The 22,218-nt window shown below is 71.9% G+C and carries 21 protein-coding genes and 1 tRNA gene (1 of these 22 cut by a window edge); 11 read left to right on the top strand and 11 right to left on the bottom strand.

Annotated features, from left to right (window positions below; genetic code table 11):
• A protein-coding gene (locus tag ACFFJB_RS04530) for a L,D-transpeptidase family protein (protein WP_376829880.1) crosses the window boundary here: on the top strand, positions 1–776 show its 3' portion. 394 nt of this gene lie to the left of the window's left edge; only the last 776 of its 1,170 coding nucleotides appear in the window; its start codon lies beyond the left edge, outside the window; it ends in the stop codon at positions 774–776.
• A gap of 10 nt (positions 777–786) precedes the next feature.
• Here the strand turns inward: ACFFJB_RS04530 and ACFFJB_RS04525 are convergent, their stop codons facing one another.
• Positions 787–1,989, bottom strand: coding sequence for a serine hydrolase domain-containing protein (locus tag ACFFJB_RS04525; RefSeq protein WP_376829878.1), 1,203 nt, complete (start codon positions 1,987–1,989; stop codon positions 787–789).
• 265 nt (positions 1,990–2,254) lie between these two features.
• Between ACFFJB_RS04525 and ACFFJB_RS04520 the strand changes: the two genes are divergently transcribed.
• From ACFFJB_RS04520 to ilvN, 4 genes are all read left to right on the top strand, one after another.
• Positions 2,255–2,740, top strand: a complete 486-nt coding sequence (locus tag ACFFJB_RS04520; RefSeq protein WP_376829876.1) for a DUF930 domain-containing protein — start codon at positions 2,255–2,257, stop codon at positions 2,738–2,740.
• A gap of 518 nt (positions 2,741–3,258) precedes the next feature.
• Positions 3,259–5,019: an acetolactate synthase 3 large subunit gene (locus tag ACFFJB_RS04515; protein ID WP_376829874.1), complete on the top strand. Its 1,761-nt coding sequence runs from the start codon at positions 3,259–3,261 to the stop codon at positions 5,017–5,019.
• A gap of 84 nt (positions 5,020–5,103) precedes the next feature.
• Positions 5,104–5,784, top strand: a complete 681-nt coding sequence (locus ACFFJB_RS04510) for a glutathione S-transferase family protein (RefSeq protein WP_376829872.1) — start codon at positions 5,104–5,106, stop codon at positions 5,782–5,784.
• 86 nt (positions 5,785–5,870) lie between these two features.
• Complete coding sequence (ilvN, locus tag ACFFJB_RS04505; RefSeq protein ID WP_376829870.1) at positions 5,871–6,407, top strand: acetolactate synthase small subunit; 537 nt, start codon at positions 5,871–5,873, stop codon at positions 6,405–6,407.
• 9 nt (positions 6,408–6,416) lie between these two features.
• Here the strand turns inward: ilvN and ACFFJB_RS04500 are convergent, their stop codons facing one another.
• Complete coding sequence (locus ACFFJB_RS04500) at positions 6,417–6,995, bottom strand: DUF924 family protein (RefSeq protein ID WP_376829868.1); 579 nt, start codon at positions 6,993–6,995, stop codon at positions 6,417–6,419.
• Between the two features lie 314 nt (positions 6,996–7,309).
• Here ACFFJB_RS04500 and ilvC point away from each other — a divergent pair, with 314 nt between their 5' ends.
• Positions 7,310–8,329 carry a ketol-acid reductoisomerase gene (gene ilvC, locus ACFFJB_RS04495; RefSeq protein WP_376829866.1) on the top strand — a complete coding sequence of 340 codons (1,020 nt, stop codon included), beginning with the start codon at positions 7,310–7,312 and terminating at the stop codon, positions 8,327–8,329.
• Between the two features lie 581 nt (positions 8,330–8,910).
• On the opposite strand, the gene ACFFJB_RS04490 is transcribed toward ilvC, so the two are convergent.
• Positions 8,911–9,204 carry a hypothetical protein gene (locus ACFFJB_RS04490; protein ID WP_376829864.1) on the bottom strand — a complete coding sequence of 98 codons (294 nt, stop codon included), beginning with the start codon at positions 9,202–9,204 and terminating at the stop codon, positions 8,911–8,913.
• Positions 9,205–9,275: 71 nt separating this feature from the next.
• Entirely contained in the window at positions 9,276–9,800 is a 525-nt protein-coding gene (locus tag ACFFJB_RS04485; RefSeq protein WP_376829862.1) for a DedA family protein, read from the bottom strand.
• A 339-nt stretch (positions 9,801–10,139) separates the two neighbouring features.
• Here ACFFJB_RS04485 and pdxY point away from each other — a divergent pair, with 339 nt between their 5' ends.
• The 4 genes from pdxY to ACFFJB_RS04465 all read left to right on the top strand — a co-directional run bounded on the left by pdxY (position 10,140) and on the right by ACFFJB_RS04465 (position 13,983).
• Positions 10,140–10,988, top strand: coding sequence for a pyridoxal kinase PdxY (gene pdxY / locus ACFFJB_RS04480; RefSeq protein WP_376829860.1), 849 nt, complete (start codon positions 10,140–10,142; stop codon positions 10,986–10,988).
• The gene (locus ACFFJB_RS04475; protein WP_376829859.1) at positions 10,985–11,725 is read left to right on the top strand and encodes an NUDIX hydrolase; all 741 of its coding nucleotides are present in this window, start codon (positions 10,985–10,987) and stop codon (positions 11,723–11,725) included. Before pdxY ends, ACFFJB_RS04475 begins: the two co-directional genes overlap by 4 nt.
• 277 nt (positions 11,726–12,002) lie before the next feature.
• A complete protein-coding gene (locus ACFFJB_RS04470) occupies positions 12,003–13,577 on the top strand; it encodes a 2-isopropylmalate synthase (protein ID WP_376829857.1) in 1,575 nt (524 codons plus the stop codon).
• 330 nt (positions 13,578–13,907) lie between these two features.
• Positions 13,908–13,983: transfer RNA gene (locus ACFFJB_RS04465), tRNA-Lys, on the top strand.
• Between the two features lie 119 nt (positions 13,984–14,102).
• On the opposite strand, the gene miaA is transcribed toward ACFFJB_RS04465, so the two are convergent.
• Entirely contained in the window at positions 14,103–14,972 is an 870-nt protein-coding gene (gene miaA, locus ACFFJB_RS04460; protein WP_376832536.1) for a tRNA (adenosine(37)-N6)-dimethylallyltransferase MiaA, read from the bottom strand.
• Between the two features lie 71 nt (positions 14,973–15,043).
• Between miaA and serB the strand changes: the two genes are divergently transcribed.
• Complete coding sequence (gene serB, locus ACFFJB_RS04455) at positions 15,044–15,994, top strand: phosphoserine phosphatase SerB (protein WP_376829856.1); 951 nt, start codon at positions 15,044–15,046, stop codon at positions 15,992–15,994.
• A 290-nt stretch (positions 15,995–16,284) separates the two neighbouring features.
• Here serB and ACFFJB_RS04450 read toward each other — a convergent pair whose 3' ends face one another.
• From ACFFJB_RS04450 to ACFFJB_RS04425, 6 genes are all read right to left on the bottom strand, one after another.
• Entirely contained in the window at positions 16,285–17,745 is a 1,461-nt protein-coding gene (locus tag ACFFJB_RS04450; protein ID WP_376829854.1) for a DegQ family serine endoprotease, read from the bottom strand.
• An 80-nt stretch (positions 17,746–17,825) separates the two neighbouring features.
• Positions 17,826–18,011: a DUF2065 family protein gene (locus ACFFJB_RS04445; protein WP_376829852.1), complete on the bottom strand. Its 186-nt coding sequence runs from the start codon at positions 18,009–18,011 to the stop codon at positions 17,826–17,828.
• A gap of 100 nt (positions 18,012–18,111) precedes the next feature.
• A complete protein-coding gene (gene hflC / locus ACFFJB_RS04440; protein ID WP_376829850.1) occupies positions 18,112–19,002 on the bottom strand; it encodes a protease modulator HflC in 891 nt (296 codons plus the stop codon).
• Positions 18,999–20,204 carry an FtsH protease activity modulator HflK gene (gene hflK / locus ACFFJB_RS04435; RefSeq protein ID WP_376829848.1) on the bottom strand — a complete coding sequence of 402 codons (1,206 nt, stop codon included), beginning with the start codon at positions 20,202–20,204 and terminating at the stop codon, positions 18,999–19,001. The genes hflC and hflK overlap by 4 nt, the downstream gene beginning before the upstream one ends.
• Positions 20,205–20,511: 307 nt before the next feature.
• Positions 20,512–21,057, bottom strand: coding sequence for a dihydrofolate reductase (locus tag ACFFJB_RS04430; RefSeq protein ID WP_376829846.1), 546 nt, complete (start codon positions 21,055–21,057; stop codon positions 20,512–20,514).
• 103 nt (positions 21,058–21,160) lie between these two features.
• The gene (locus ACFFJB_RS04425) at positions 21,161–22,207 is read right to left on the bottom strand and encodes a copper chaperone PCu(A)C domain-containing protein (RefSeq protein ID WP_376829844.1); all 1,047 of its coding nucleotides are present in this window, start codon (positions 22,205–22,207) and stop codon (positions 21,161–21,163) included.
• Positions 22,208–22,218: the final 11 nt, after the last annotated feature.

Here is a 22,218-nt window from a genome sequence, read left to right as displayed (position 1 = left end):
GCTACACCGGCTCCTACCTGATGGTGCACGGGGCGTGCTCCTCCATGGGCTGCTACGCCATGACCGACGCCGGCGTGCAGGAGATCTACGCGCTTTTGCGCGAGGCGTTCCGCGGCGGCCAGCGCGCGGCGCAGTTCCAGGCCTATCCTTTCCGCATGACCGCGCGAAACATGGCGCTGGCGCGCGATGATCCCAATTACCCCTTCTGGCTCCAGCTGAAGGAGGGTTACGACCGCTTCGAGGCCACGCGGCTGCCGCCGGCGGTGCAGGTGAGCGGCCGGCGCTACGTCTTCGCGCCCTACGCCGGCCCGGAGACCGAAGCCCGGGCGCAGGCGCGGCTCGAGGCCGAACGCGACGCGATCCGGCGCGAGATCGACGACGGCGCGCCCTCCGTCCGCATCACCTACGCCGACGGCGGCATGCACCCCTCCTTCGCCCGGCTGCGCGACCGCACGGCGCTGGGCGTCGTCTCCCGGCCGGAGGCGCTGGCCCAAGCCGGGCGCATCGTGGTGGTGCGCGCCGGCGTGAAGAAGAGGCCGACGCTTACGGCGCAGGCGTCAGGGCTCGCCTTCGTGATGTGGGAGATGGCGTTGCGCCGGTCGCCGCCAGCGCTGGCCCTGCCGGGGGCGGGAGCCGTCGCTGCGGACCGCGTCGCCATTGCGCACGCGGGAGCGGCGTACGCCGGCGCGGCGCAGGACGCGGCGGCCCCGGCGACCCGCGACGGCTGGACGGGCGCCCTGGTGGCCATGGCCCGCGCCGGTGACCTGGCGCGCTGAGCCCCCTCCCCTACCCGGCGCCGAGCGCGGCGGCGACGCGCCGGCAGGCGCCGATGAAGGCCGTGGCGTAAGGAATGTCGGCGGCCACCGGGTGCGAACTCATCACGGCGATCACCACCTCGTTTTCCGGGCAGACGTAGAGCCACTGGCCGTGGATGCCGGCGCCGCCGAACGCGCCCGTCCCGGCGTCGAACACGTACCACTTGCTGCGGTACCGGCAGGCGGGGAAGCCCATGGCGGCGAAATTGCCCCGCGCCCACGCCTGCGCGTCGCCGTTGAAGCGGATGTCGTCCACCCACCACGACGGCACGATCCTGCGGCCGCTGGCGACGCCGCCGCGGCGCATCATCTCGCCGAAGCGCGCCAGATCCCGCGCGGTGACGCAGATGCCCCCCGCCGCACGCGGGGTGCCGAAGGAGTCCACCGTGACCCAGGCCTCGCGGGCGGCCCCCATGGGCTTCCAGATCCACTCCGACAGCATGACGGCGAACGGCAGGCCGCCCGCCCGCTCCAGCACCCAGCCGAGCGTGTCGGTGGCCACGGAGACGTAGTGGAACGCCGCGCCATGGGCGCGGGCGGCGCGGCGCGTCAGCCCGGCGAGATAGCCGCGCAGGTCGGCGCCGCCGGCGTCGCCGCCCGGGTCCCAGCCCACCGCCCGGCGATAGGCCGGCATGTCGCCGGCGGGGTCGGCGTAGTCCTCGTTGAACTCAATGGCCACGGTCATGTCGAGCAGGTGGCGCACGCGGGCGTCGCCGAAGACCGAGCCGCGCAGCTCCGTCACATAGTCCGCCGCCGGCCGGTCGGGATCGAGCAGGCCGCGCTCCGCCAGCACGCCGGCGAGGGCGCCGGTCAGCGACTTGCTCACCGAGAACAGGATGTGCTGCTGGCCGGCGTCGAGCCCGTTGTCATAGAACTCATAGGCGAGCCGGCCGCGGCGCAGGGCCACGAAGCCGTCCACATGGTTGCGCCGCAGGAAGGCGGCGAGCCGCGTCGCCCCGCCGTCCGCGGCGGGGATGTCGAGATCGCCGATGTCGCGCCAGTCCACGGGCAGCGGCGCGACCCCGTCCGGCTCCGCCGCGGGGACGGCGGCGGTGGGCACGAGCGCCCGCACGTTGCGGAACCCCCAGCGGCTGGACGGCGCCTGGCGCCAGTTGGCGAGGGTGACCTGCGCGTCCGCCGGCGGCGGCGCGCCCTGCATGAGCTGCGGCTGCATCGCGTTTCCTCCTGTGTTGCGGCGTCTTTTCGCCGGGGGGCCGGCCGCCTTCCGCCATTTCAGCGCCTTGCGCGGATTCGCGCCAGTCCTGCGTCAGGCGGGCGCGCGGGGCGGACGGGGCCTGCGGCGGCGGCGCGCCAAAGCGCGTGCGGCGTCATGCGACGTTGCCGCCAGGGGCCGCGCGCGCCATACATGCCCCTTCCTGCTCGGACCATGCGCCGCCATGTCCATGTTCACGCGGCGCCAACAGGAGGCGTCGCCCCCCTTGTCCCCGGGCGACGACAGGAATTTGCATTCGGGAAAAACCCTGCTGAAAACCCTGACCCGGGCCGGCGTCGCGCTGGCCGCCCTCATGACCGCCCTTGCGCCCTCTCTCACGGCCACGGCCGCCAGCGCCGTCACGGCCAGACCGCTGGTGCAGCCGGACGCGCGCCTCGCCCGCTCGCTGATGAGGCTCGATCCCTCCCAACGCTTCCAGGAACTGTGCGACGTGGCGGCGCTCAAGACCATCAGCCAGCACGAGAAGGGCATGCGGCCGGACCGCGCCCAGCTCGACGCCATTTCGGCGCCGCGGCGCCGGGGCGACGCGCTCTCCGGCGACGGCGCCGCCGTGCGCAGCCGCGGCCAGTGGCGTCGCTTTTCCTTCAGCTGCGTCGCCGATCCGGAAAAGCTGACGGTGTCGCGCTTCACCTATGAGCTGGGCGAGGTGATCCCCGAGTCGCAGTGGGAGCGTTACAATCTCTGGCGCTGAGCGCGCGGCGGCCCCGCGCGAACGCGGGCCGCGCGGGGCCGGAACCCGCCTGCCCGGCGCGGCGGCGCCCGGCGAGACGGCGCCGGGACGCCGCCGCCTTGCGCGACGTCCCGGCCGCGCCGTCATGCGCCGTCCGCAAACGGCATTTGCCGTTGACGGGCGGCGGCGCATCCGTTACCGTCCGCGCCAATTGTCAGCAGGAGCAGGCGCAATGCGCGCAATTCTCGTAGTAAGTGGGGCGCCATCGACGGAGCGGTGACAACCGCAGGTCCGGCTGGTGGCGCGCGCAGGGTCCCTTGGGGCCCTTTTTTGTTGCCTGAAGCCGGCCGGAGGCGGACGCCCGGACGGTCCGGCGCAGGGGCGACGCAGGCGTCGCGACGTAGGAGAGCGGCGCCGGCCCCACCGCCGGAACAGGGCGGGCGACGGGCACGGAACATTCGCAAGGCGCGAAAACCGCGACAGCGGCGGACCAGGCGGCAGGCCGGCGCCGACAGCGGGCGGAGACGGGAGAAGGAACCATGAGCGAGACAATGACCGGCGCCGAAATGGTCGTCCGCGCGCTGCAGGACCAGGGCGTCGAACACATTTTCGGTTATCCCGGCGGCGCGGTGCTGCCGATCTATGACGCCCTGTTCCATCAGGACCGGGTGCGGCACGTGCTGGTCCGTCACGAGCAGGGCGCGGTGCATGCGGCCGAGGGCTACGCCCGCTCCACCGGCAAGGTCGGCTGCGTGCTGGTGACCTCCGGCCCCGGCGCCACCAACGCCGTCACCGGCCTCGCCGACGCCCTGCTGGACTCCATCCCGATCGTGTGCATCACCGGCCAGGTGCCCACCCACCTGATCGGCTCGGACGCGTTCCAGGAGTGCGACACCGTCGGCATCACCCGGCACTGCACCAAGCACAACTATCTGGTGAAGCGCATCGAGGACCTGCCGCGCATCCTGCATGAGGCCTTCTACGTGGCCTCCAACGGCCGTCCCGGCCCGGTGGTCATCGACATTCCCAAGGACATCCAGTTCGCCAGCGGCCAGTACGAGCGTCCGCGCGACAACCAGCACAAGACCTACCGTCCGAAGGTGAAGGGCGACCTCGACGCCATCCGCGCCGCCGTGCGCATGATGGGCGAGGCGAAAAAGCCGGTGTTCTACACCGGCGGCGGCGTCATCAACTCGGGGCCGGAGGCTTCGGCGCTGCTGCGCGAGCTGGTGCGGCTCACCGGCTTCCCCATCACCTCGACGCTGATGGGGCTCGGCGCCTACCCGGCCTCGGACAGGCAGTGGCTGGGCATGCTGGGCATGCACGGCGCCTATGAGGCCAACATGGCGATGCACGACTGCGACCTGATGATCTGCGTCGGCGCGCGCTTCGACGACCGCATCACCGGCCGCCTCGACGCTTTCTCGCCCGGCTCGAAGAAGATCCACATCGACATCGACCCGTCGTCGATCAACAAGAACGTCAAGGTGGACCTGCCGGTCGTCGGCGACTGCGCCCACGTGCTGGAGGACATGGTGCGGCTGTACCGCGCCTCGGGCGTGCGTCCGGACAGGGCGGCGCTGGAGCAGTGGTGGGCGCAGATCGACCGCTGGCGGGCGCGCAACTGCTTCGCGTACCGCCAGTCGGACACGGTCATCAAGCCGCAGTACGCGCTGCAGCGCCTGCAGGAGCTGACCAGGGACCGCGACGTCTACTTCACCACCGAGGTGGGCCAGCACCAGATGTGGGCGGCGCAGTTCCTGAAGTTCGAGGAGCCCAACCGCTGGATGACCTCCGGCGGCCTCGGCACGATGGGCTACGGCCTGCCGGCGGCCATCGGCGTGCAGCTGGCCCATCCGGAGGCTCTGGTGATCGACGTGGCCGGCGAGGCCTCCATCCTCATGAACATGCAGGAGATGTCCACCGCGTTGCAGCATCGCGCGCCGGTGAAGATCTTCATCCTGAACAACGAGTACATGGGCATGGTGCGCCAGTGGCAGGAGCTGCTGCACGGCGGCCGCTACGCCGAGAGCTATTCGGCGGCGCTGCCGGACTTCGTGAAGCTGGCCGAGGCCTATGGCGCCACGGGCCTGCGCTGCTCCGATCCGAAGGAGCTGGACGGGGCGATCCTGAAGATGATCAATACGCCCGGCCCGGTGATCCTCGACTGCATCGTCGACAGGACCGAAAACTGCTTCCCGATGATCCCGTCGGGCAAGGCCCACAACGAGATGATCCTGGGCGACGCGGCGGAGGACATCGGTTCGGTGATCGACTCCGCCGGCAAGATGCTCGTCTGAGCCCGGCCCGGGCGGGGCGCCGTTTCCGGCCCCGCCCGCGCCATGGTCCGGCGCCCGTGGCGCCGCCGGCAGGGAGAACCGGTCATGAAGCTCATCGTCGCCAGCAAGCGCTACTCGTCGTGGTCGCTGCGGCCGTGGCTCGCGCTGCGCGTCGCCGGCGTTCCGTTCGACGAGGAGGTCGTGCTGCTGCGCCAGCCGGACACGAAGGCGCAGATCCTGCGCCGTTCGCCCTCCGGCTTCCTGCCGGCGCTGCAGGACGGCGACCTCACGGTGTGGGACTCGCTCGCCATCATCGAACATGTGGCCGGGCGCTTTCCCGAGGCCGGGCTGTGGCCGGAGGACGGCAAGGCGCGCGCCTTCGCCCGCTCCATCGCGGCGGAGATGCACGCCGGCTTCCAGCCGCTGCGCATGGCGTGTCCGATGAACGTGGGCGTCCGCTTCGCCGCCCGCGACCGCGGCCCGGCGGTGGCGGCGGCGGTGGCGCGCATCACGGACATCTGGCGCGAGGCGCGGGCGCGCTACGGTGAGGGCGGCCCCTTCCTGTTCGGCCGCTTCACCGCCGCGGACGCCATGTACGCGCCGGTGGCGCTGCGCGTCGACGGCTACTCCATCGCCGTGGATCCGGTGAGCCGGGCGTGGATCGACGCCGTGCTCGCCCTGCCTGCCATGCAGGAGTGGCGCGCCGCCGGCCTGAAGGAGCCGGCCGTCGCCGACTATGACGACCTTGCTGACGAAACGCCGGTGGAGCGATTCCGCCCGGCCTGAGGCCGGCGGCTCCGCCCGCACCCGCCGGACGCGCCCGCGCCCGGCGCCGCCAGACGCCCTGACCAGTCCAGAACCGAGAACGCCTGATGAAATCCCACTACTCCGAAGCGCCCGCCGCGCGGCGCGACTCCCGTCACACCCTGGCGGTGATCGTCGACAACGAGCCCGGCGTGCTCGCCCGCATCGCCGGCCTGTTCTCCGGCCGCGGCTACAACATCGAGAGCCTCACCGTCTCCGAGACCGAGCACGAGCGGCACCTGTCGCGCATCACCATCGTCACCTCCGGCGACGACGCCGAGATCACCCAGATCATGGCGCAGCTGGACCGGCTGGTGCCGGTGCACCGGGTGGACGATCTCACCGCCAGCGGGCCGGTGGTGGAGCGCGAGCTGGCGCTGGTGAAGGTCACCGGCCGCGGCGAGCACCGGGTGGAGGCGCTGCGCCTGGCCCAGGCCTTCGGCGCCCGCACCCTCGACGCCACCATCAGTTCCTTCGTGTTCGAATACACCGGCGCCATCGACGAGGTGGACCGCTTCATCGCGGTGATGGCCGAGACCGGCGTGGTGGAGGCGGCCCGCACCGGCGTCGCCGCCATGTCGCGCGGACCGGGCCAGACCGGCTGAGTCCGGACCTCACTGGCCGCCGGTGAAGCCGCCGCCCGCGAGGCAAGCGGCCTCCTCCGGCGTGCTGGCGCGGCCCAGCGCCCGGTTACGGTGGGGAAAGCGGCCGAAACGGGCGATGATGTCGCGATGCTCCAGGGCGTATTTCAGCCAGGCGGCGTCGCCGGACGCCCGGTAGAGGGCCACGCACCGCTCCTGGTCGGCGAGGTCCTCGGAATGCATGAACGGCAGGTAGAAAAAGGGGCGCAGCAGCGGCTCCACCTGCCCGTCGAAGCCGGCGGCGATGGCGCGGCCAGCGGCGGCGCGGGCGGCCGGGTCGCAGGCGAAGGCGGCGGCGGTTCCGCGATGGATGTTGCGGGGCAGCTGGTCCAGCAGCAGCACCAGCGCCAGGGCTCCTTGCGGCGCGGCCAGCCAGTGGTCAAGGTCGCCGCGGGCGGCGGCGGCCTGGGCGGAGCCGAAGCGCCGGCGCAGCTCCGCGTCGAAGGCGTCGTCGCGGACGAACCATTTTCCGGGCCCCGCCGCGCGCCAGAAGCTGACGACGTCCTCCGGGGCGGCGAGGGTTGCGGAAGCGGGGGGCGTGGACCGGGTCACCGGCGTCTCCTGCGGCTGTGGACGGCGCCCCGGCATGCCCGGAGCGCGCCCGGCCGGCAAACCGGCGCGCCGGCCGGCCCGGACCCTGCCTGGCCGGCCCGGGAACGGAGCCGCGGCCGGCCAAGGAATGACTTGACCACGCCGGCGCGGCGGGCTTAACCCGCCAGCATCGGTTTTTTCACTGCCGGGTCCGCCCGCGGCCGCGCCGCCGCGGGGCTCCGGCCGGTCCGGTTGTCGTGGGGCGATCGCAGCCTGACCAGTACTGATCTGATCGTCGGCATTTGGCCCGCGAACGTCGCCAGAGGATGAATGTGATGCGTGTTTATTACGACCGCGATGCGGATCTGAACCTGATCAAGGGCAAGAAGGTCGCCATCGTCGGCTATGGCAGCCAGGGCCACGCCCATGCGCAGAACCTGCGCGACTCGGGCGTGAGCGAGATCGTCATCGCGCTGCGGCCGGAGTCGGCCACGGTGAAGAAGGCCGAGGCGGCGGGCTTCCGTGTGATGTCGCCGGCCGAGGCGGCGAAATGGGCCGACGTGGTCATGATGCTGACCCCGGACGAGCTGCAGGCCGACATCTACTACTCCAGCCTGCACGACAACATGAAGCAGGGCGCCGCGCTGATGTTCGCGCACGGCCTCAACGTGCACTTCAACCTCATCGAGCCGCGCAAGGACCTGGACGTGCTGATGGTGGCCCCGAAGGGCCCTGGCCACACCGTGCGCTCCGAGTACCTGCGCGGCGGCGGCGTGCCGACCCTGCTGGCCATCCATCAGGACGCCACCGGCAACGCCCATGACATCGGCCTGTCCTACGCCGCGGCCAATGGCGGCGGCCGCGCCGGCATCATCGAGACCACCTTCAAGGAGGAGTGCGAGACCGACCTGTTCGGCGAGCAGGCGGTGCTGTGCGGCGGCGCCGTCGAGCTGATCCGCGCCGGTTTCGAGACGCTGGTCGAGGCCGGTTACGCGCCGGAGATGGCCTATTTCGAGTGCCTGCACGAGCTGAAGCTGATCGTCGACCTCATCTATGAGGGCGGCATCGCCAACATGAATTACTCGATCTCCAACACGGCCGAATACGGCGAGTACGTCACCGGCCCGCGCATCATCACCGCCGAGACCAAGGCGGAGATGAAGCGCGTGCTCACCGACATCCAGACCGGCAAGTTCGTGCGCGACTGGATGCTGGAGAACAAGGTGAACCAGGCTTCGTTCAAGGCCATGCGCGCCCGCGCCGCCGCCCATCCGATCGAGCAGGTGGGCGAGAAGCTGCGCGCCATGATGCCGTGGATCAAGGAGAAGGCGCTGGTCGACCGCTCGAAGAACTGAGCCGCGCCGGCCGCCGGCCCGCTTCCGGGCGGGCCGCCGCCTCCATGAGACACGCGCTCCATGAGAGACATGCTCCATGAGAGACATGCTCCATGCGAGACATGCTCCATGCGACACGTGCTTCATGAAAGGCGGGCTCCCTGAGAGACGTGCGTCGACAGGCGGCGCGCGTCCGCAAGATACGGAAGCCTGCGGCCGCGGCCGCAGGCTTTTTTCTGTCAGGCGCCCCGTTTGCGCGCCCGTCCTTTTCCCACCCATCCTTTTCGCGCGGCCGCTTTTGCGCGTTCCCCTTCTGCGCATCCCCCTCCTGCGCGCCGGCCTGCTGCGCGCCGTTTTCTGGCGCGACCGTTCAGGGCGCGTCATGCCAGCCAGGACCAGGCGGGCCCCGCGCCCCCTTCCCTCACCCGCGCGCGCCCGACGCGCCGGCGGGCCGGCGCGCCGCCAGACCAGGGAACGGTGGCCAGACGGACCAGCTCCCCGGCCGCGACCGCCGCTCCCGCGCCGCCGCCCTCCCCTGACGGGACAGCCCGGCCCCGGGACGTTCACCGGAGCCCCGCCGGGGCAGCGCCTGCGCCCGGCCGTCAGGTCGCGGGCGGACGCAGGCGGTTGACGATGGCGCCGATGATGGCGGTGACGATGGCGCCGCTCACCCCGCCGCCGACCAGGTTGCCGGCCATGGCGCCGATATCGGTGAGCGAGCCGTTCTGCAGCATCGGAACCGCCGCCTGCAGGATCTGTCCCAGCAGGCCGCCGCCCACCGCTCCGGCGGCGGCGTTCACGGCGGGCCCAAGGTTGACGGCGGGCGCCTTGCCGGCCGCGCCGCCGCCGATGGCGCCGCCGATGATGTTCACAAGAAGTGGGACAAGCTGATCCATGCGCAATCTCCCGCGACTCTTGTATTTCTGGTCAAGGCCGGCGGGAGTATATAAGTATATTTCTGGCGTCGCTAGTTAAAATTCCAGAATCTGCTAACAACCTCTCCGGGCAGCAGGATGAGAACGCTCCAGATGAGCGCCGACGATACGTTGGCGAGCTGGAACTTGAGGCGGTTCATCCGGAACATGCCGGCCACCAGCGGCACGAACGCCCGCAACGGGCCGGAAAAACGGCCGATGAACACGCTGGCCACGCCCCATTTGCGCGTGAATGCTTCGGCGCGGTCCATGAAATGCGGAAAACGCCGGAACGGCCAGTAACCGCGTATGCTGTCCTTGAGCCAGTATCCGATGACGTAGGACACCCAGTCGCCGAGCGCGGCGCCGACGAAGGCGCCGGCCACGACCGGCCAGAAGGGAATGCCGCTCGCCGACAGCAGCGCCCCGAGCGCCACCAGGATGCCTGTCGCCGGCACCAGGAAGGAGAGCACCGCCATGGACTCGGCGAAGGCGAGCGCGGCGACGACAAACGGGGCCATGCCCTGGTGGCGCTGCACGAACGTCACCACCTCGTGGGTGATTTCCGAAATGGTCATTCTCGCTCCAGACTGGGCGGCGCGCCGCGGCATGGCGGCGCGCATGCGCCCGGAGCCCCCCGTCTTGCGCCCCGGTTACGCTCCTTTTGTGGCGCTCCGCGCCGCCTGCGGCGTACGGCGCGGCGGCCGCCCCGTCTGGCGCCGGGGTCCGTCAGCGCGCGCGGAGCGCCGCCTGCGGCGTCCCCGGCGCCGGCCGGCGGAGACGGACTGCGCGCATGGCTCCACATGCGGTCATGCAGCCGGTATTTTCTCCACCCGGCCGCGATTTTGCAATAACAGTGGCCGCGCCGGCGCCCGCCGGCGCCGTCCGGACCACCGCCCGCCGAACCGGGAGCGTTCATGCACATCCTGTCGATCCAGTCCCACGTCGCCTATGGCCATGTCGGCAATTCCGCGGCGGTGTTTCCGATGCAGCGCCTCGGCGTCGACGTCTGGCCGGTGCTGACGGTGCAGTTCTCCAACCACACCGGCTACGGCGCGTGGACCGGCCAGGTGTTCGACGGCGCTATGATTGAATCGCTGATCCGCGGCGTGGAGGCGCGCGGCGTGCTTTCGCGCTGCGACGGCGTGCTCTCGGGCTACGCCGGCTCGGCGGAGATTGGCGAGGCGGTGCTGGGCGCCGTCGCCCGCGTGCGGGCGGCGAATCCGGCGGCGCTTTACTGCTGCGATCCGGTGATGGGCGACGTCGGCCGCGGCGTGTTCGTGCGGCCGGACGTGCCGGAGTTCATGCGCCTGCGCGCCATGCCGGCCGCCGACATCCTCACCCCCAACCAGTTCGAGCTGGAGATGCTCACCGGCCGCGCCGTGGGCTCCCTGGCGGAGGCGCGCGCGGCGGTGCGCGTCGCCCACGGGCTGGGGCCGTCGGTGATCCTGCTCACCTCGCTGCAGGTGGCGGAGACCCCGGCCGACGCCATCGAGATGCTCGCCTCCGGGCCGGAGGGCATGTGGCGGGTGCGCACGCCGAAACTCGGCCGCTATTTCACCGGCGCCGGCGACGTCACGGCGGCGCTGTTCTTCACCCACTACCTGCGCACGCGCTCGGTCGCCGCGGCGCTTGAGGCGTGCGCTTCCTCCGTGCACGGGCTGCTGGCTGCCACCGCCGCGTCCGGCGACAGCGAGCTGCAGGTGGTGCAGGCGCAGGAGGAGTTCGTCTCCCCTTCGCGGATATTCGGGGCGGAGCCGCTGTGAGCTGCGAGCGGGGAGCCTTTCCGTGGCGGGAGGCGCCCGCCATCGCGCCGCTGCGCGCGGTGACGGCGCGCTTCGTCCGCCGTCCGTGGCCGTGGGCCGAAGCCAACCGGGCGCGGATCGAGGCCTACTGGCGGGAGGCGAAGGCGCGCCGGCCGCGCCTGTTCAACGGCGCGATTCTGCTGTCGCGGCGGCCGCAGATTCGCGACGGCCATTACGAGGCCGTCTACCAGCCGGTGGATTTCGCCGCCTTCCTGACCTGGCGCGATCTGGGCTGGCCGGACCCCGGCATGGTCAACGGTTTCTCCATGGCGGCGCTGCGCGGGGCGGACGGGGCGTTCGTGGCCGGCGTGCAGGGGCGGCACACCGCCAATGGCGGCAGCGTCTATTTCGCCGCCGGCACGCCGGACCTTTCCGACGTGCGCCCGGACGGCGCGGTGGATCTGGCGGGCAACATCGTGCGCGAGCTGCGCGAGGAAACCGGCCTCGACGCCGCCGGGCTGGCCTTCGCGCCGGGATGGACCGCGGTGCTGGACGGCGGCCGGGCGGCGCTGGTGCGCGAGGCGCGCTCGCCGCTGCCGGCGGAGGAGCTGGCGCGCCGCATCCGCGCCCACATCGCCGCCGACCCGGAGGCGGAGCTGGCCGACGTGGTGGTGATCCGCAGCGCCGCCGACATCGACCCGGCCCGCATGCAGCCGTTCATGCGCGCCTGGCTGGCCTGGCGTTTCGCGCAGGAATGACGGGGCGCGGCGGCCTCCCGCGCGCGCCCTGCGCCCGGACAGGACGTTTTGTTTGCAGATGCCGGACGCGGGGGGTAGAACCGTGCCGGAACAGCGTGACAGCACGGCGCGGCGGGGACCGCGGGCCATGTTTTCCGGGCCCGGGTCCGCACGGGAGCGCCGCGCGCCCGGCGGCCGGACGCCCGGCCGGAACACGGCCCCGGAGCCAGAGCGGCCGGAAACGGAGCCCCGGCCCGAACAATGCATGCGCGCGCCAGGGCGCGCCGAAGGAACAGCCATGACAGCCCAGAACGACCGCGCCGCCGGCGCCGAACGGGTCATCATTTTCGACACCACCCTGCGCGACGGCGAGCAGTGCCCCGGCGCCTCGATGACCTTCGAGGAAAAGCTGCAGGTGGCGGAGCTGCTCGACGCCATGGGCGTGGACGTCATCGAGGCGGGCTTCCCGATCGCTTCCGACGGCGATTTTGAGTCGGTGCGCGAGATCGCCCGCCGCAGCCGGAACGCCATCATCTGCGGGCTCTCCCGCACCGCTCCGGGCGACATCGACCGCTGCGGCGAGGCCATCAGGCCGGCGGCGCGCGGGCGCATCCACACCTTCATCTCCACCTCGCCGCTGCACATGAGCGCCAAGCTCAACATGACGCCGGAGGAGGTGCTGGAGGCCTCCATCGCCGCCGTGACCCGCGCCCGGCGCTGGACCGACGACGTGGAGTGGTCGGCCGAGGACGGCACCCGCACCGGGATCGATTTCCTGTGCCGCTGCGTCGAGGCGGTGATCCGCGCCGGCGCCACCACGGTGAACATTCCGGACACGGTGGGCTACACCACGCCGGACGAATACCGGCGGCTGTTCGAGACGGTGCGCGCCCGCGTGCCGAATTCGGACAGGGCGGTGTTTTCCGTGCACTGCCACAACGACCTTGGCATGGCGGTGGCAAATTCGCTGGCGGGCGTGGCCGGCGGCGCGCGGCAGATCGAGTGCACCATCAACGGCATCGGCGAGCGGGCCGGCAATGCGGCGCTGGAGGAGATCGTGATGGCGATCCGCACCCGCGCCGACGTGCTGCCCTATGAGACCGGCGTGGAGACCACCATGCTGACCCGCGCCTCGCGGCTGGTGTCGTCGGTGACGTCCTTCCCGGTGCAGTTCAACAAGGCCATCGTCGGGCGCAACGCCTTCGCCCACGAGAGCGGCATTCACCAGCACGGCGTGCTGAAGAATCCGGCCACCTACGAGATCATGACGCCGGAGTCGGTGGGCCTTGCGAAGAACGCGCTGGTGCTGGGCAAGCATTCGGGCCGCCACGCCTTCCGCGAGCGGCTGAAGGCCATGGGCTACACGCTCGGCGAGAACGCCATCGAGGACGCCTTCCGCCGCATGAAGGAGCTGGCCGACCGCAAGAAGGTGATCTACGACGAGGACATCGAGGCCATCGTCGACGAGGGCATTCACACCGCCCAGGACCGCATCCGCGTGGTCTCGCTGAAGGTGGTCGCCGGCACGGAGGGGCCGCAGACCGCCGCCCTCGCGCTGGACGTGGACGGCGTGCGCCGCGCCACCGAGGCCACCGGCAACGGCCCGGTGGACGTGATTTTCAACGCCATCCGCGCGCTGGTTCCGCATGAGGCGACGCTGGAGCTTTATCAGGTGCATGCAGTGACGGAAGGCACGGACGCGCAGGCCGAGGTTTCCGTGCGCCTCGCGGCGGACGGCCCCCCGGTGACGGGCCGCGGCGCCGATCCGGACACGCTGGTTGCGTCGGCCCGGGCCTATGTGGCGGCGCTGAACCGCCTGCAGGCGCAGCAGGCGCGCGGCGTGCGCCAGCATCCGCAGCGCGCCACGGTGTGACGCCCTGCCGGCGCCGCGCCGGCTGCGCCCCCCGCAACGACGGCAAGGCGGCCGGCCCGGCCGCCTTTTCTGTTCGCGCCCCCGGACCCGGCGGCGCCCCGCCGCCGGCGTCCCCAGAGGCGGCCAGACCAGCCTTCCGCGACGTCGCGGCCGCCAGATCAGGTTACAGACGGACGCATCTTGCACAGGCGGAGGCGGTTTTCCCCAAGGTCCAAAAAAAAACTGTCCCCGGCTGGCGAGAGGCTGGACAAGCCCCAGGGGGATTGGTATCTCCCCCTCATCGAAACGGCGCGGCCGGAACGCTCCGCCGGGGCGACGACAGAAGAAGATGGGCGCATAGCTCAGTTGGTAGAGCAGCTGACTCTTAATCAGCGGGTCCTAGGTTCGAGCCCTAGTGCGCCCACCATCTTCAACAAGGTTTCCACAGGTTGTTAACCGGAGGCTGAGGCCGCGATCCGTCAGGTTCGCGGTTTTGTGCTTTTTGCGGCCAGCCAGGCCGTCTGGCGCCAGCTCCGGGCCGGCGGCTCACGCCGCCACCCACGTCCAGCCCGTCATCTGGTGGCGGAACCAGGTGAACTGGCGCTTGGCGTAATGGCGCGTGTCCGCCTTGCCGCGGGCGATCGCCGCCGCCAGGTCCGTCTCGCCGCGCAGATAGGCCGCAAGACCCGGAACGCCGTGGGCGCGCATCACCGGCAGCGCCGGGTCCAGCCCGCGCGCCGCCAGCCGCCGCACCTCCTCCAGCGCCCCTTCCGCCACCATGGCGTCAAAACGGGCGTTGATGCGCGCGTAAAGCGCCGCGCGCCCGGGCGCCAGAAACAGCCGCAGCGTCCGCGCGCCGGCCAGCGGACCGGGCGCGCGCTGCTGGTGGAACGACGCCAGCGACCGCCCCGTCGCCTCCACCACCTCAAGGGCGCGCAGGATGCGCTGGCGGTCGCCCGGCCGCAGGCGCGCCGCCATCTCCGGATCCTTCTGCGCCAGGCGCCGGTGCAGCGCCTCCCCCGGCAGGGTTTCCGCCTCGGCGCGCAGCGCCGCGCGCAGCGCCTCCGGAACCGGCGGAATGTCGGACAGCCCGTCCAGCAGCGCCCGGAAATACAGGCCGGTGCCGCCCACGAACACCGGCGTCAGCCCCAGCCAGCGCGCCCGCTCCAGCTCCGCCCGCGCGTCCGCCAGCCAGCGGGCGACGGAATAGTTCACCGCCCCGTCGATGACGCCATAGAGCCGGTGCGGAACTGTCGCCTCGTCCGCTTCCGCCGGGCGGGCGGTGAGCACGCGCAGGTCGCGGTAAACCTGCATGGAGTCGGCGTTGATCACCACGCCGTCCAGCCGCCGCGCCAGGTCAATGGCGAGGGCGGACTTGCCGGACGCCGTCGGGCCTGCGATGAGAACCGCATCCACGGGCTCCGCCGGCGCAACCGCGTCCGCCAGGGCCACCCGTTCCGGTTCATCCACGAAAACAGCCACGCGCCATGTCCCCTGCATCAAGCCTGCCTGAAGCTTCTGTCGCGACGCTGGCCGCAAGTCCAGCCCAGGCCGCAACCGGCCTGCTGGCGCCGGAGGCGCCCGGCGGCCTCGTTCCGCGCCTGCAGAAACTGGCCGCCAGCTTCGCCAGCGGCCCGGTGAGCGTGGCGCCGCTGTCGCCCCGCGCCGTTGACCTGGTCATTCCCACCGCCGCCCCGGCGGAGCTGGTCGAGGGACAGCTGCGCGCCCTGCTCGGCGAGGCCGGCGCGCCGGTGGACGTCATCGTCCAGCCGCTGCGGGGCCGCCGCAAGCAGCTGTTCCTCGCCGACATGGACTCCACCATGATCGGCCAGGAATGCATCGACGAGCTTGCCGATTTCGTCGGCCTGAAGGAACAGGTGTCAGCCATCACCGAGCGGGCCATGCGGGGCGAGCTGGCGTTCGAGCCGGCCCTGCGCGAGCGCGTCAGCCTGCTGCGCGACCTGGAGCTGGCGGTGGTTGACCGGATCATCGCCGAGCGCCTCACCCTGAACCCCGGCGCCCGCGAGCTGGTGATGACCATGCGCGCCAACGGCGCCCACACCTGCCTGGTTTCCGGCGGCTTCACCGTGTTCACCGGGCCCGTGAGCGAGAAGATCGGTTTCCACGAGCACCACTCCAACGTGCTGGAGGTCGTCGACGGCAAGCTGACCGGCCGGGTGAGCGGGCCGGTGCTGGGCCGCGAGGCCAAGCTGGCGACGCTGGTCCGCCTGCGCGAGCAGCTGGGCCTGCCGCCGGAGGCGGTGATGGCGGTGGGCGACGGCGCCAACGACCTCGACATGCTGCTGGAGGCGGGACTGGGCGTGGCCTATTACGCCAAGCCGGCGGTGGCGGCCGCCGCCCGCGCCCGCATCGAGCACACGGACCTCACCACCCTGCTGTTCGCCCAGGGCTACCGGGAGGAGGAATTCGTGCGCTGAGCGGCGCGGCGGACGGGACGCCGCGGACGCTTCCCGCGCGGCGACGGCGCGCGGCTTTCCCGCCCCGTCTTTTCAGGGCCGTCACGCCAGGAGGGCGCGCCGCCGGGCGCTGGCGCCAGCCGGTCATGGCGGAGCCTGCCTCTCCGGAAGGGCGCGCGAAAGAGCAGAAAGCGCGCGAAAAAAGCCGGGCCTTGCGACCCGGCTTTGATCCGCATGCCTCCATGCCGGCGCGGCGGCGGCGCCCCCCGGGAGCCGCGGCGGATGGCCCCCGGAGCGGCGCGCCGCCGGCGTCATTCCACCGGCAGCGCCACGAAGCGCATGTCGCCCCGCGGGGTGGCCACCAGCAGCAGCGCCGACTTCTTGCCGTCCTTCTTCAGCGCGGCGATGCGCCCGGAGACGTCGGCCGGCGTCTCCACCTGCTCCTGGTTGATCTCCACGATCACGTCGCCCGGCTGCAGGCGGCGCTCGGCGGCGCGGGAGTCGGGATCGACGCCCGCCACCAGCACGCCCTTGACGCTCGCGGCGACGCCAAAGCGCGCGCGGGCCTCGGCGTTGAGCGGCGCAAGCTCAAGGCCAAGCGTGCGGCTGATGGCCGACGCGCCGGGCAGCTCGCCGCGCGCGGCCAGCTCCTTCTCGCCGTCCTCAAGCCGGCCCAGCTTCACCTTCAGCGTGACCTCCCGGCCCTTGCGCAGCACCACCACCTCGCACTCCTTGCCCACGGGCGAGAAGGAGACGATGCGCGGCAGCTCGCGGCTGTCCTTCACCTCCTGGCCGTCGAAGCGGATGATGACGTCGCCCACCTGGACGCCGGCGGGCTTCGCCGGGCCTTTCTCGTCAACGCCCGCCACCAGCGCGCCGCGCGGCCGGTCGAGCCCCAGGGCTTCGGCGGTGGCCTCGTCCACGTTCTGGATGCGCACGCCCAGCCAGCCGCGGCGGGTCTCGCCATATTTCAGCAGCTGCTCGATCACCGGCGCCGCCAGCGACGAAGGCACCGCGAAGCCGATGCCCACCGAGCCGCCGCTGGGCGAGAGAATGGCGGTGTTGATGCCGATGACCTCGCCGTCCATGTTGAACAGCGGACCGCCGGAGTTGCCCTTGTTGATGGCGGCGTCGGTCTGGATGTAGCTGTCGTACGGCCCCTGCGAAATGTTGCGGTTGATGGCCGAGACGATGCCGGCGGACACCGAGCCGCCGAGGCCGAACGGGTTGCCGATGGCCAGCACCCACTCGCCGATGCGCACCCTGTTCGAATCGCCGAACTTCACCGCGGTGAGCCTGACGCCCGCGGCCGGCTTCACGCGCAGCACGGCCAGGTCAAGCTTGGAGTCCTTGCCGACCACCTCGGCCTTCATCTTGGTGCCGTCGTTGAGGATGACCTCCACGTCGTTGGCGTCGCCGACCACGTGATTGTTGGTCACCACCACGCCCGCCTCGTCAATGATGAAGCCGGAGCCAAGCGAGCTGGACCGGCGCTGGCGGCGCGGGGCGCCGTCCTCGCCGGGGCGGCCACGACGGTTGAAGAACTCCTCGAACAGGTCCTCGAACGGCGCGCCGCGCGGAATCTGGGGCGTCATCCGGTCCCTGCCGGCCTCAACGGTGGTGGTGGCGGAAATATTGACCACAGCGTTGATCACCTTGTCGGCGAGGTCCGAGAACCCCTCCGGCCCGCGCGCCTGGGCCGCGCCCGCGCCGAAGACGAGGCCCAGCGCCAGCGCCGCCGCCGCGACAATCTTCATTCCAGCTACCTTCATGGATCCTCCTCAACCCGCCGCGCCGCCCCGGAGAAGGGATGCCGGACGCGCGGGATCAGCGCGTTGTTCCTGGCCATGATTCACAGGCGAAACAGCCAGATGATGGCGACGCCGGCCGTCGCCGCAAGCAGGCCGCCGGCGCGCAGGCGGTCTTCGGGCGTCTCCAGCAGCTCCTTCGCCGCCCGCCGCGCCAGGGCGGGCCAGGCGGCCAGCAGCAGCCCCTCAACCGCGAGCAGCAGGCCGACGGCGACCGCCACAACGGTCATCGTTCACCTCCCCACGCACAGATGACGCGGGCCGCCCCCCGCAGGCGGCGTCCCATGGCGAAACCGGCCGGACCCGGCAAGGTCCGGCCGGCGAGTCGGCTTACTGGGGCTTCGCCCCGGCTTTCGGCGCGCCGTCGCTGGCGAAGTAACGGAAGAACTCCGAATCCGGCGACATGATCAGGCGCGTGTCGCGTGACTTGAGCGCCGACTGGTAGGCCTGCATCGAGCGGTAGAAGGAGAAGAACTCCGGATCCCTGCCATAGGCCCCGGCGAGGATGCGGTTGCGGGCGGCGTCGCCCTCGCCGCGCAGCTCCGCGCTCTTGCGCTCGGCTTCAGCCAGCAGCACCGTGACCTCGCGGTCGGCCCGGGCGCGGATGGCTTGGGCGATCTGCGAGCCCTGGGCGCGGATGTCGGCCGCCTCGCGCTCGCGCTCGGTCTTCATGCGCTGGAACACCGCCTCGCTGTTCTGCTCCGGCAGGTCGACGCGGCGCAGGCGCACGTCCACCACCTCGATGCCAAGGCTGGCGGCCTGCTTGTTCACCTCGGCGCGGATGCGCTTCATCAGCCGGTCGCGCTCGTCCTTGACGATGGCGGTGAAGGTGGCGTCCGCCAGCACCGAGCGGGTGATGGAGTTGACGATCGAGGTGAGGCGCAGGTTGGCGCCGGCGATGCTGTTGACCGACTGGTAGAACAGCAGCGGATTGACCACGCGGTAACGGGTGAAGGTGTCCACCACCAGACGCTTCTGGTCGGCGGCGATCACCTCCTGCACCGGCAGGTCGAGATCGAGCACGCGCCGGTCGATGTAGACCACGTTCTCGATGAGCGGGATCTTGAAGTGCAGGCCCGGCTCCTTGACCACGGAGCGCACGCGGCCGAACTGCAGCACCAGCGCTTCCTGGGTCTGGTTGACGATGAAGGCGCCGCTGTAGAGCCCGACGACGACGAGCGCCGCGACGACGGCGGCGAGAACCTTGACGGCGTTTTTCATCGGCTGGCCTCCCCCGCGGCGGAGCTGCGGCCCGCGGCCGGAGCGGCGGCGGCCGGAGCGGCGGCGCGCGGCGCGCCGGCCGGCGCCTGCCCGCGCAGCCGCTCAAGCGGCAGGAACGGCACGACGCCCTGGGCGGTCCGCGCGTCGAGGATGGTCTTGTCGGCGTCCTTCAGCACGTTCTCCATCGTCTCCAGATACATGCGCTCGCGGATGATCGCCGGCGCCTGGCGGTAGGATTCGTAAATGGAGAGGAAGCGCGCGGCCTCGCCCTGCGCCTCGTTCTCCGCCCGCTCGCGGTAGCCTTCGGCCTGCTGCACGACGCTGATGGCCCGGCCGCGCGCCTCGGGCACGATGCGGCTGGCGTAGGTTTCGGCCTCGTTGCGCATGCGGTCCTGGTCCTGGCGGGCGGCCTGCACGTCGCGGAAGGCGTCGATGACCTGGGCCGGCGGGTCGACCCGCTGCAGGTTGACGAGGATGATCTCCACGCCGGCGCCGTAGCTGTTCAGGGTTTCCTGCATCAGCTGGCGCACCTCCTGCTGGATGGCGCTGCGGTCGGTGGTGAGGATGGCCTGGATGTTGCGCCGGCCCACCACCTCGCGCATGGCGCTCTCGGCCACCACGCGGATGGTGCCGTCCGGATTCTGCAGGTTGAAGACGTAATCCTGCGCCCTGGCCGGGTTGATCTGCCACTGCACCGAGAAGTCGATGTCGACGATGTTCTCGTCGCCGGTCAGCATCATGCTTTCCTCGGCCACCTGGCGCTGCTGGATGCGGCTGCGCGACAGGTCCGAGGAGCGCACGCCGATCTCGATGGTGTTGCGCGCGGTGACGTTGGGGCGCAGAACCTGGCCGATGGGCCAGGGGAAGTTGTAGTTGAGGCCTTCGCCGGTCTTGCCCACATAGCGGCCGAACACCAGGTTGATGCCGACCTCATTGGGCTTGACGGTGTAGAAGCCGGTCATGAGCCAGAGCGCCAGCACGCCGAGGGCGGCGAACAGCACGGTGCGCCCGGACGGGCCGCCGCCGGGGCCGCCGGCGAACAGGCGCTTCAGCCGCTCCTGGCCGCGGCGCAGCAGGTCCTCCAGGTCCGGCGGTCCGCCCTGATTGCGCTGCGGCCCCTGGCCCCACGGGCCCTGGTTGCGCGGCCCCCATGGACCGCCGCCGCCGCTTCCGCCTCCCCCGCTCTGATTGCTCCAAGGCATCGAACTTCCATTCCCCTTTCACGTCGCGTCGCAGCCGCGACTGGCGGACCTGCCCACACGCCAGCGCATCCGCCCGGCCTCCGGGTCGACCAATTGCCGGCCATGCCGCCAGCAGGGCGCATTTCCGGGAATTTCGCAACCATGCGGCGCCCCCCGCCAGCCCCGCGCGGGAGCGGACGTGCGGACGCCCTCGCAGCGCGGGCGCCGGCCAGTCCTGTTGTTGGTCGCCGGCGCCGGGCTGTCAACCATGGCAGATAGGAAGCGCCGGCGGGCGCCGCAATGGCGCGCCGGCGGCGATTTCCCGCCCTTACGCAGCGGCGCCGGCGCCGCGCCGCGCCAGCTCGATGAACCACGCCGGCCGTTCGTCGTCCGGCCCGGCCGGGACGTGCTCGCGCGAGACCTCGGCGAAATCCGCCCGCCACGGTCCCTGCGGCCCGCCGGGATAGAAGGCGTCGGCCGGCGGGGCGTCCTCGACGAGGGTGAGGTGGATGTGGTCGGTCAGGGGCAGGGTCAGGGCGTAGATCTCGGCGCCGCCGATGACCATGGCGACGTCGACGCCCCGGCGGGCGGCGGCCCCGGCGGCGAGGGCGAGGGCCCCGTCGAGGCTGGCGGCGAAGCACGCCCCCTCCGCCTGGCCGGCGCTGCGGCTCAGCACGATCATGTCGCGGCCCGGCAGCGGCCCGCCGAGCGAGTCCCAGGTCTTGCGGCCCATGATGAGCGGATGGCCCATGGTGATGGCGCGGAAGCGGCGCATGTCGGCGCGCAGCCGCCAGGGCAGGCGGTTGTCGCGGCCGATGGCGCCGTTGAGCCCCATGGCGACGACCTGATGCAGGCGCAGCGCGCGGCCGGACATGTTCGCGTCTCCCCTTTCGCCAGCGCCGGCCCGTTCCGGCCCCCGCCCCTCCCGGCCCCGTCCGGGCCGGGAGGCTGCGGCCGCCGGCGTTCCGGCGGGGCGGTCAGTGATGATGGCCGCCGCCGTGGCCGGCCGCGGCGGGCGCCTTGCCGGGGGCCGGCGCGCCGGCCGCCTCCACCGGCATGGCCACCTCAATGTCGCCGGCGTCGCGGAAGGTCAACACGCCCCTGATGGTCTCGCCCTGTTTCAGCGGACGTTTCAGGTCCATGAGCATCAGGTGCAGGCCGCCGGGCCGCAGCTCCACCGCGCCGCCGGCGGGGATCTCCAGGCCGTTCTCCAGCCGGCGCATGCGCATCACGCCGCCGGTCATGGTCATGTCGTGCACCTCGACGCGGCCGGCGACGTCGAAGCGTCCGCCCGTGAGCACGTCCGGCTTCGGCCCGCGGTTGGCGATGGCGACATAGGCGCCGGCCACCTTCGCGCCGGCCGGCGTGGCGCGGGTCCATGCGCCCGAGACGCTGAGGCCGGCGGCCTGCGCCGCCTGGGCCGGCGGCCGGTGGTGGTCATGACCGGCCGGCAGCGGCGTCGCCCCGGCGGAGGCCACCGTGATCGCCGGCGCCGGATGTGTCAGGGCGCTCGGGTCCTGGCCCGCGGCGGGAACCTGCGTCCAGTCGAGGACCGCCGTCTCGCATTCCTGGCGAACCGGGAAATAGAGCCGCCCGCCGGCCGGCGCGGCGCCTGGCAGGAGCTCGAAGGCGAAGCCGAACTCGTCGTACATGTGGTCGGGCAGCGTGTCGCCGCGCCAGACGATGGCGCGCACGCCCTCGGCGACCTTCCGGCCATGGACCTCGACGGGCGTGCGATAGGGCGCCCAGACGGTTTCGGTCAGCCAGCCCTTGCGGGCCTTCGGCTGCACCGCCACCACGCCCTCGGGCATGGTGATGCGGATGAGGCGGGTGGGCGCGCCGTCGCAGCCCTGGGAGATGCGCAGCGCCCCGCGCCAGACCTCGCCGGGGGTCGCCGCCGCCGGGGTGAGCTCCGGACGGGCCGCGGCGGCGGGAGCGGCGAACGGCAGGCTGGCGGCCAGCGCGGCCAGTGACGACAGGAGGATGCGAGCGCGCGCGCCGGCGCGGCGGTTGGTGACGGTCATGGTCAGAATCC

Source organism: Camelimonas abortus (genome assembly GCF_042432745.1).
GTDB classification, from domain to species: domain Bacteria; phylum Pseudomonadota; class Alphaproteobacteria; order Rhizobiales; family Beijerinckiaceae; genus Camelimonas; species Camelimonas abortus.
The sequence above is the reverse complement of the archived record's forward strand: the minus strand, read 5'-3'. Positions and strand labels throughout refer to the sequence as shown.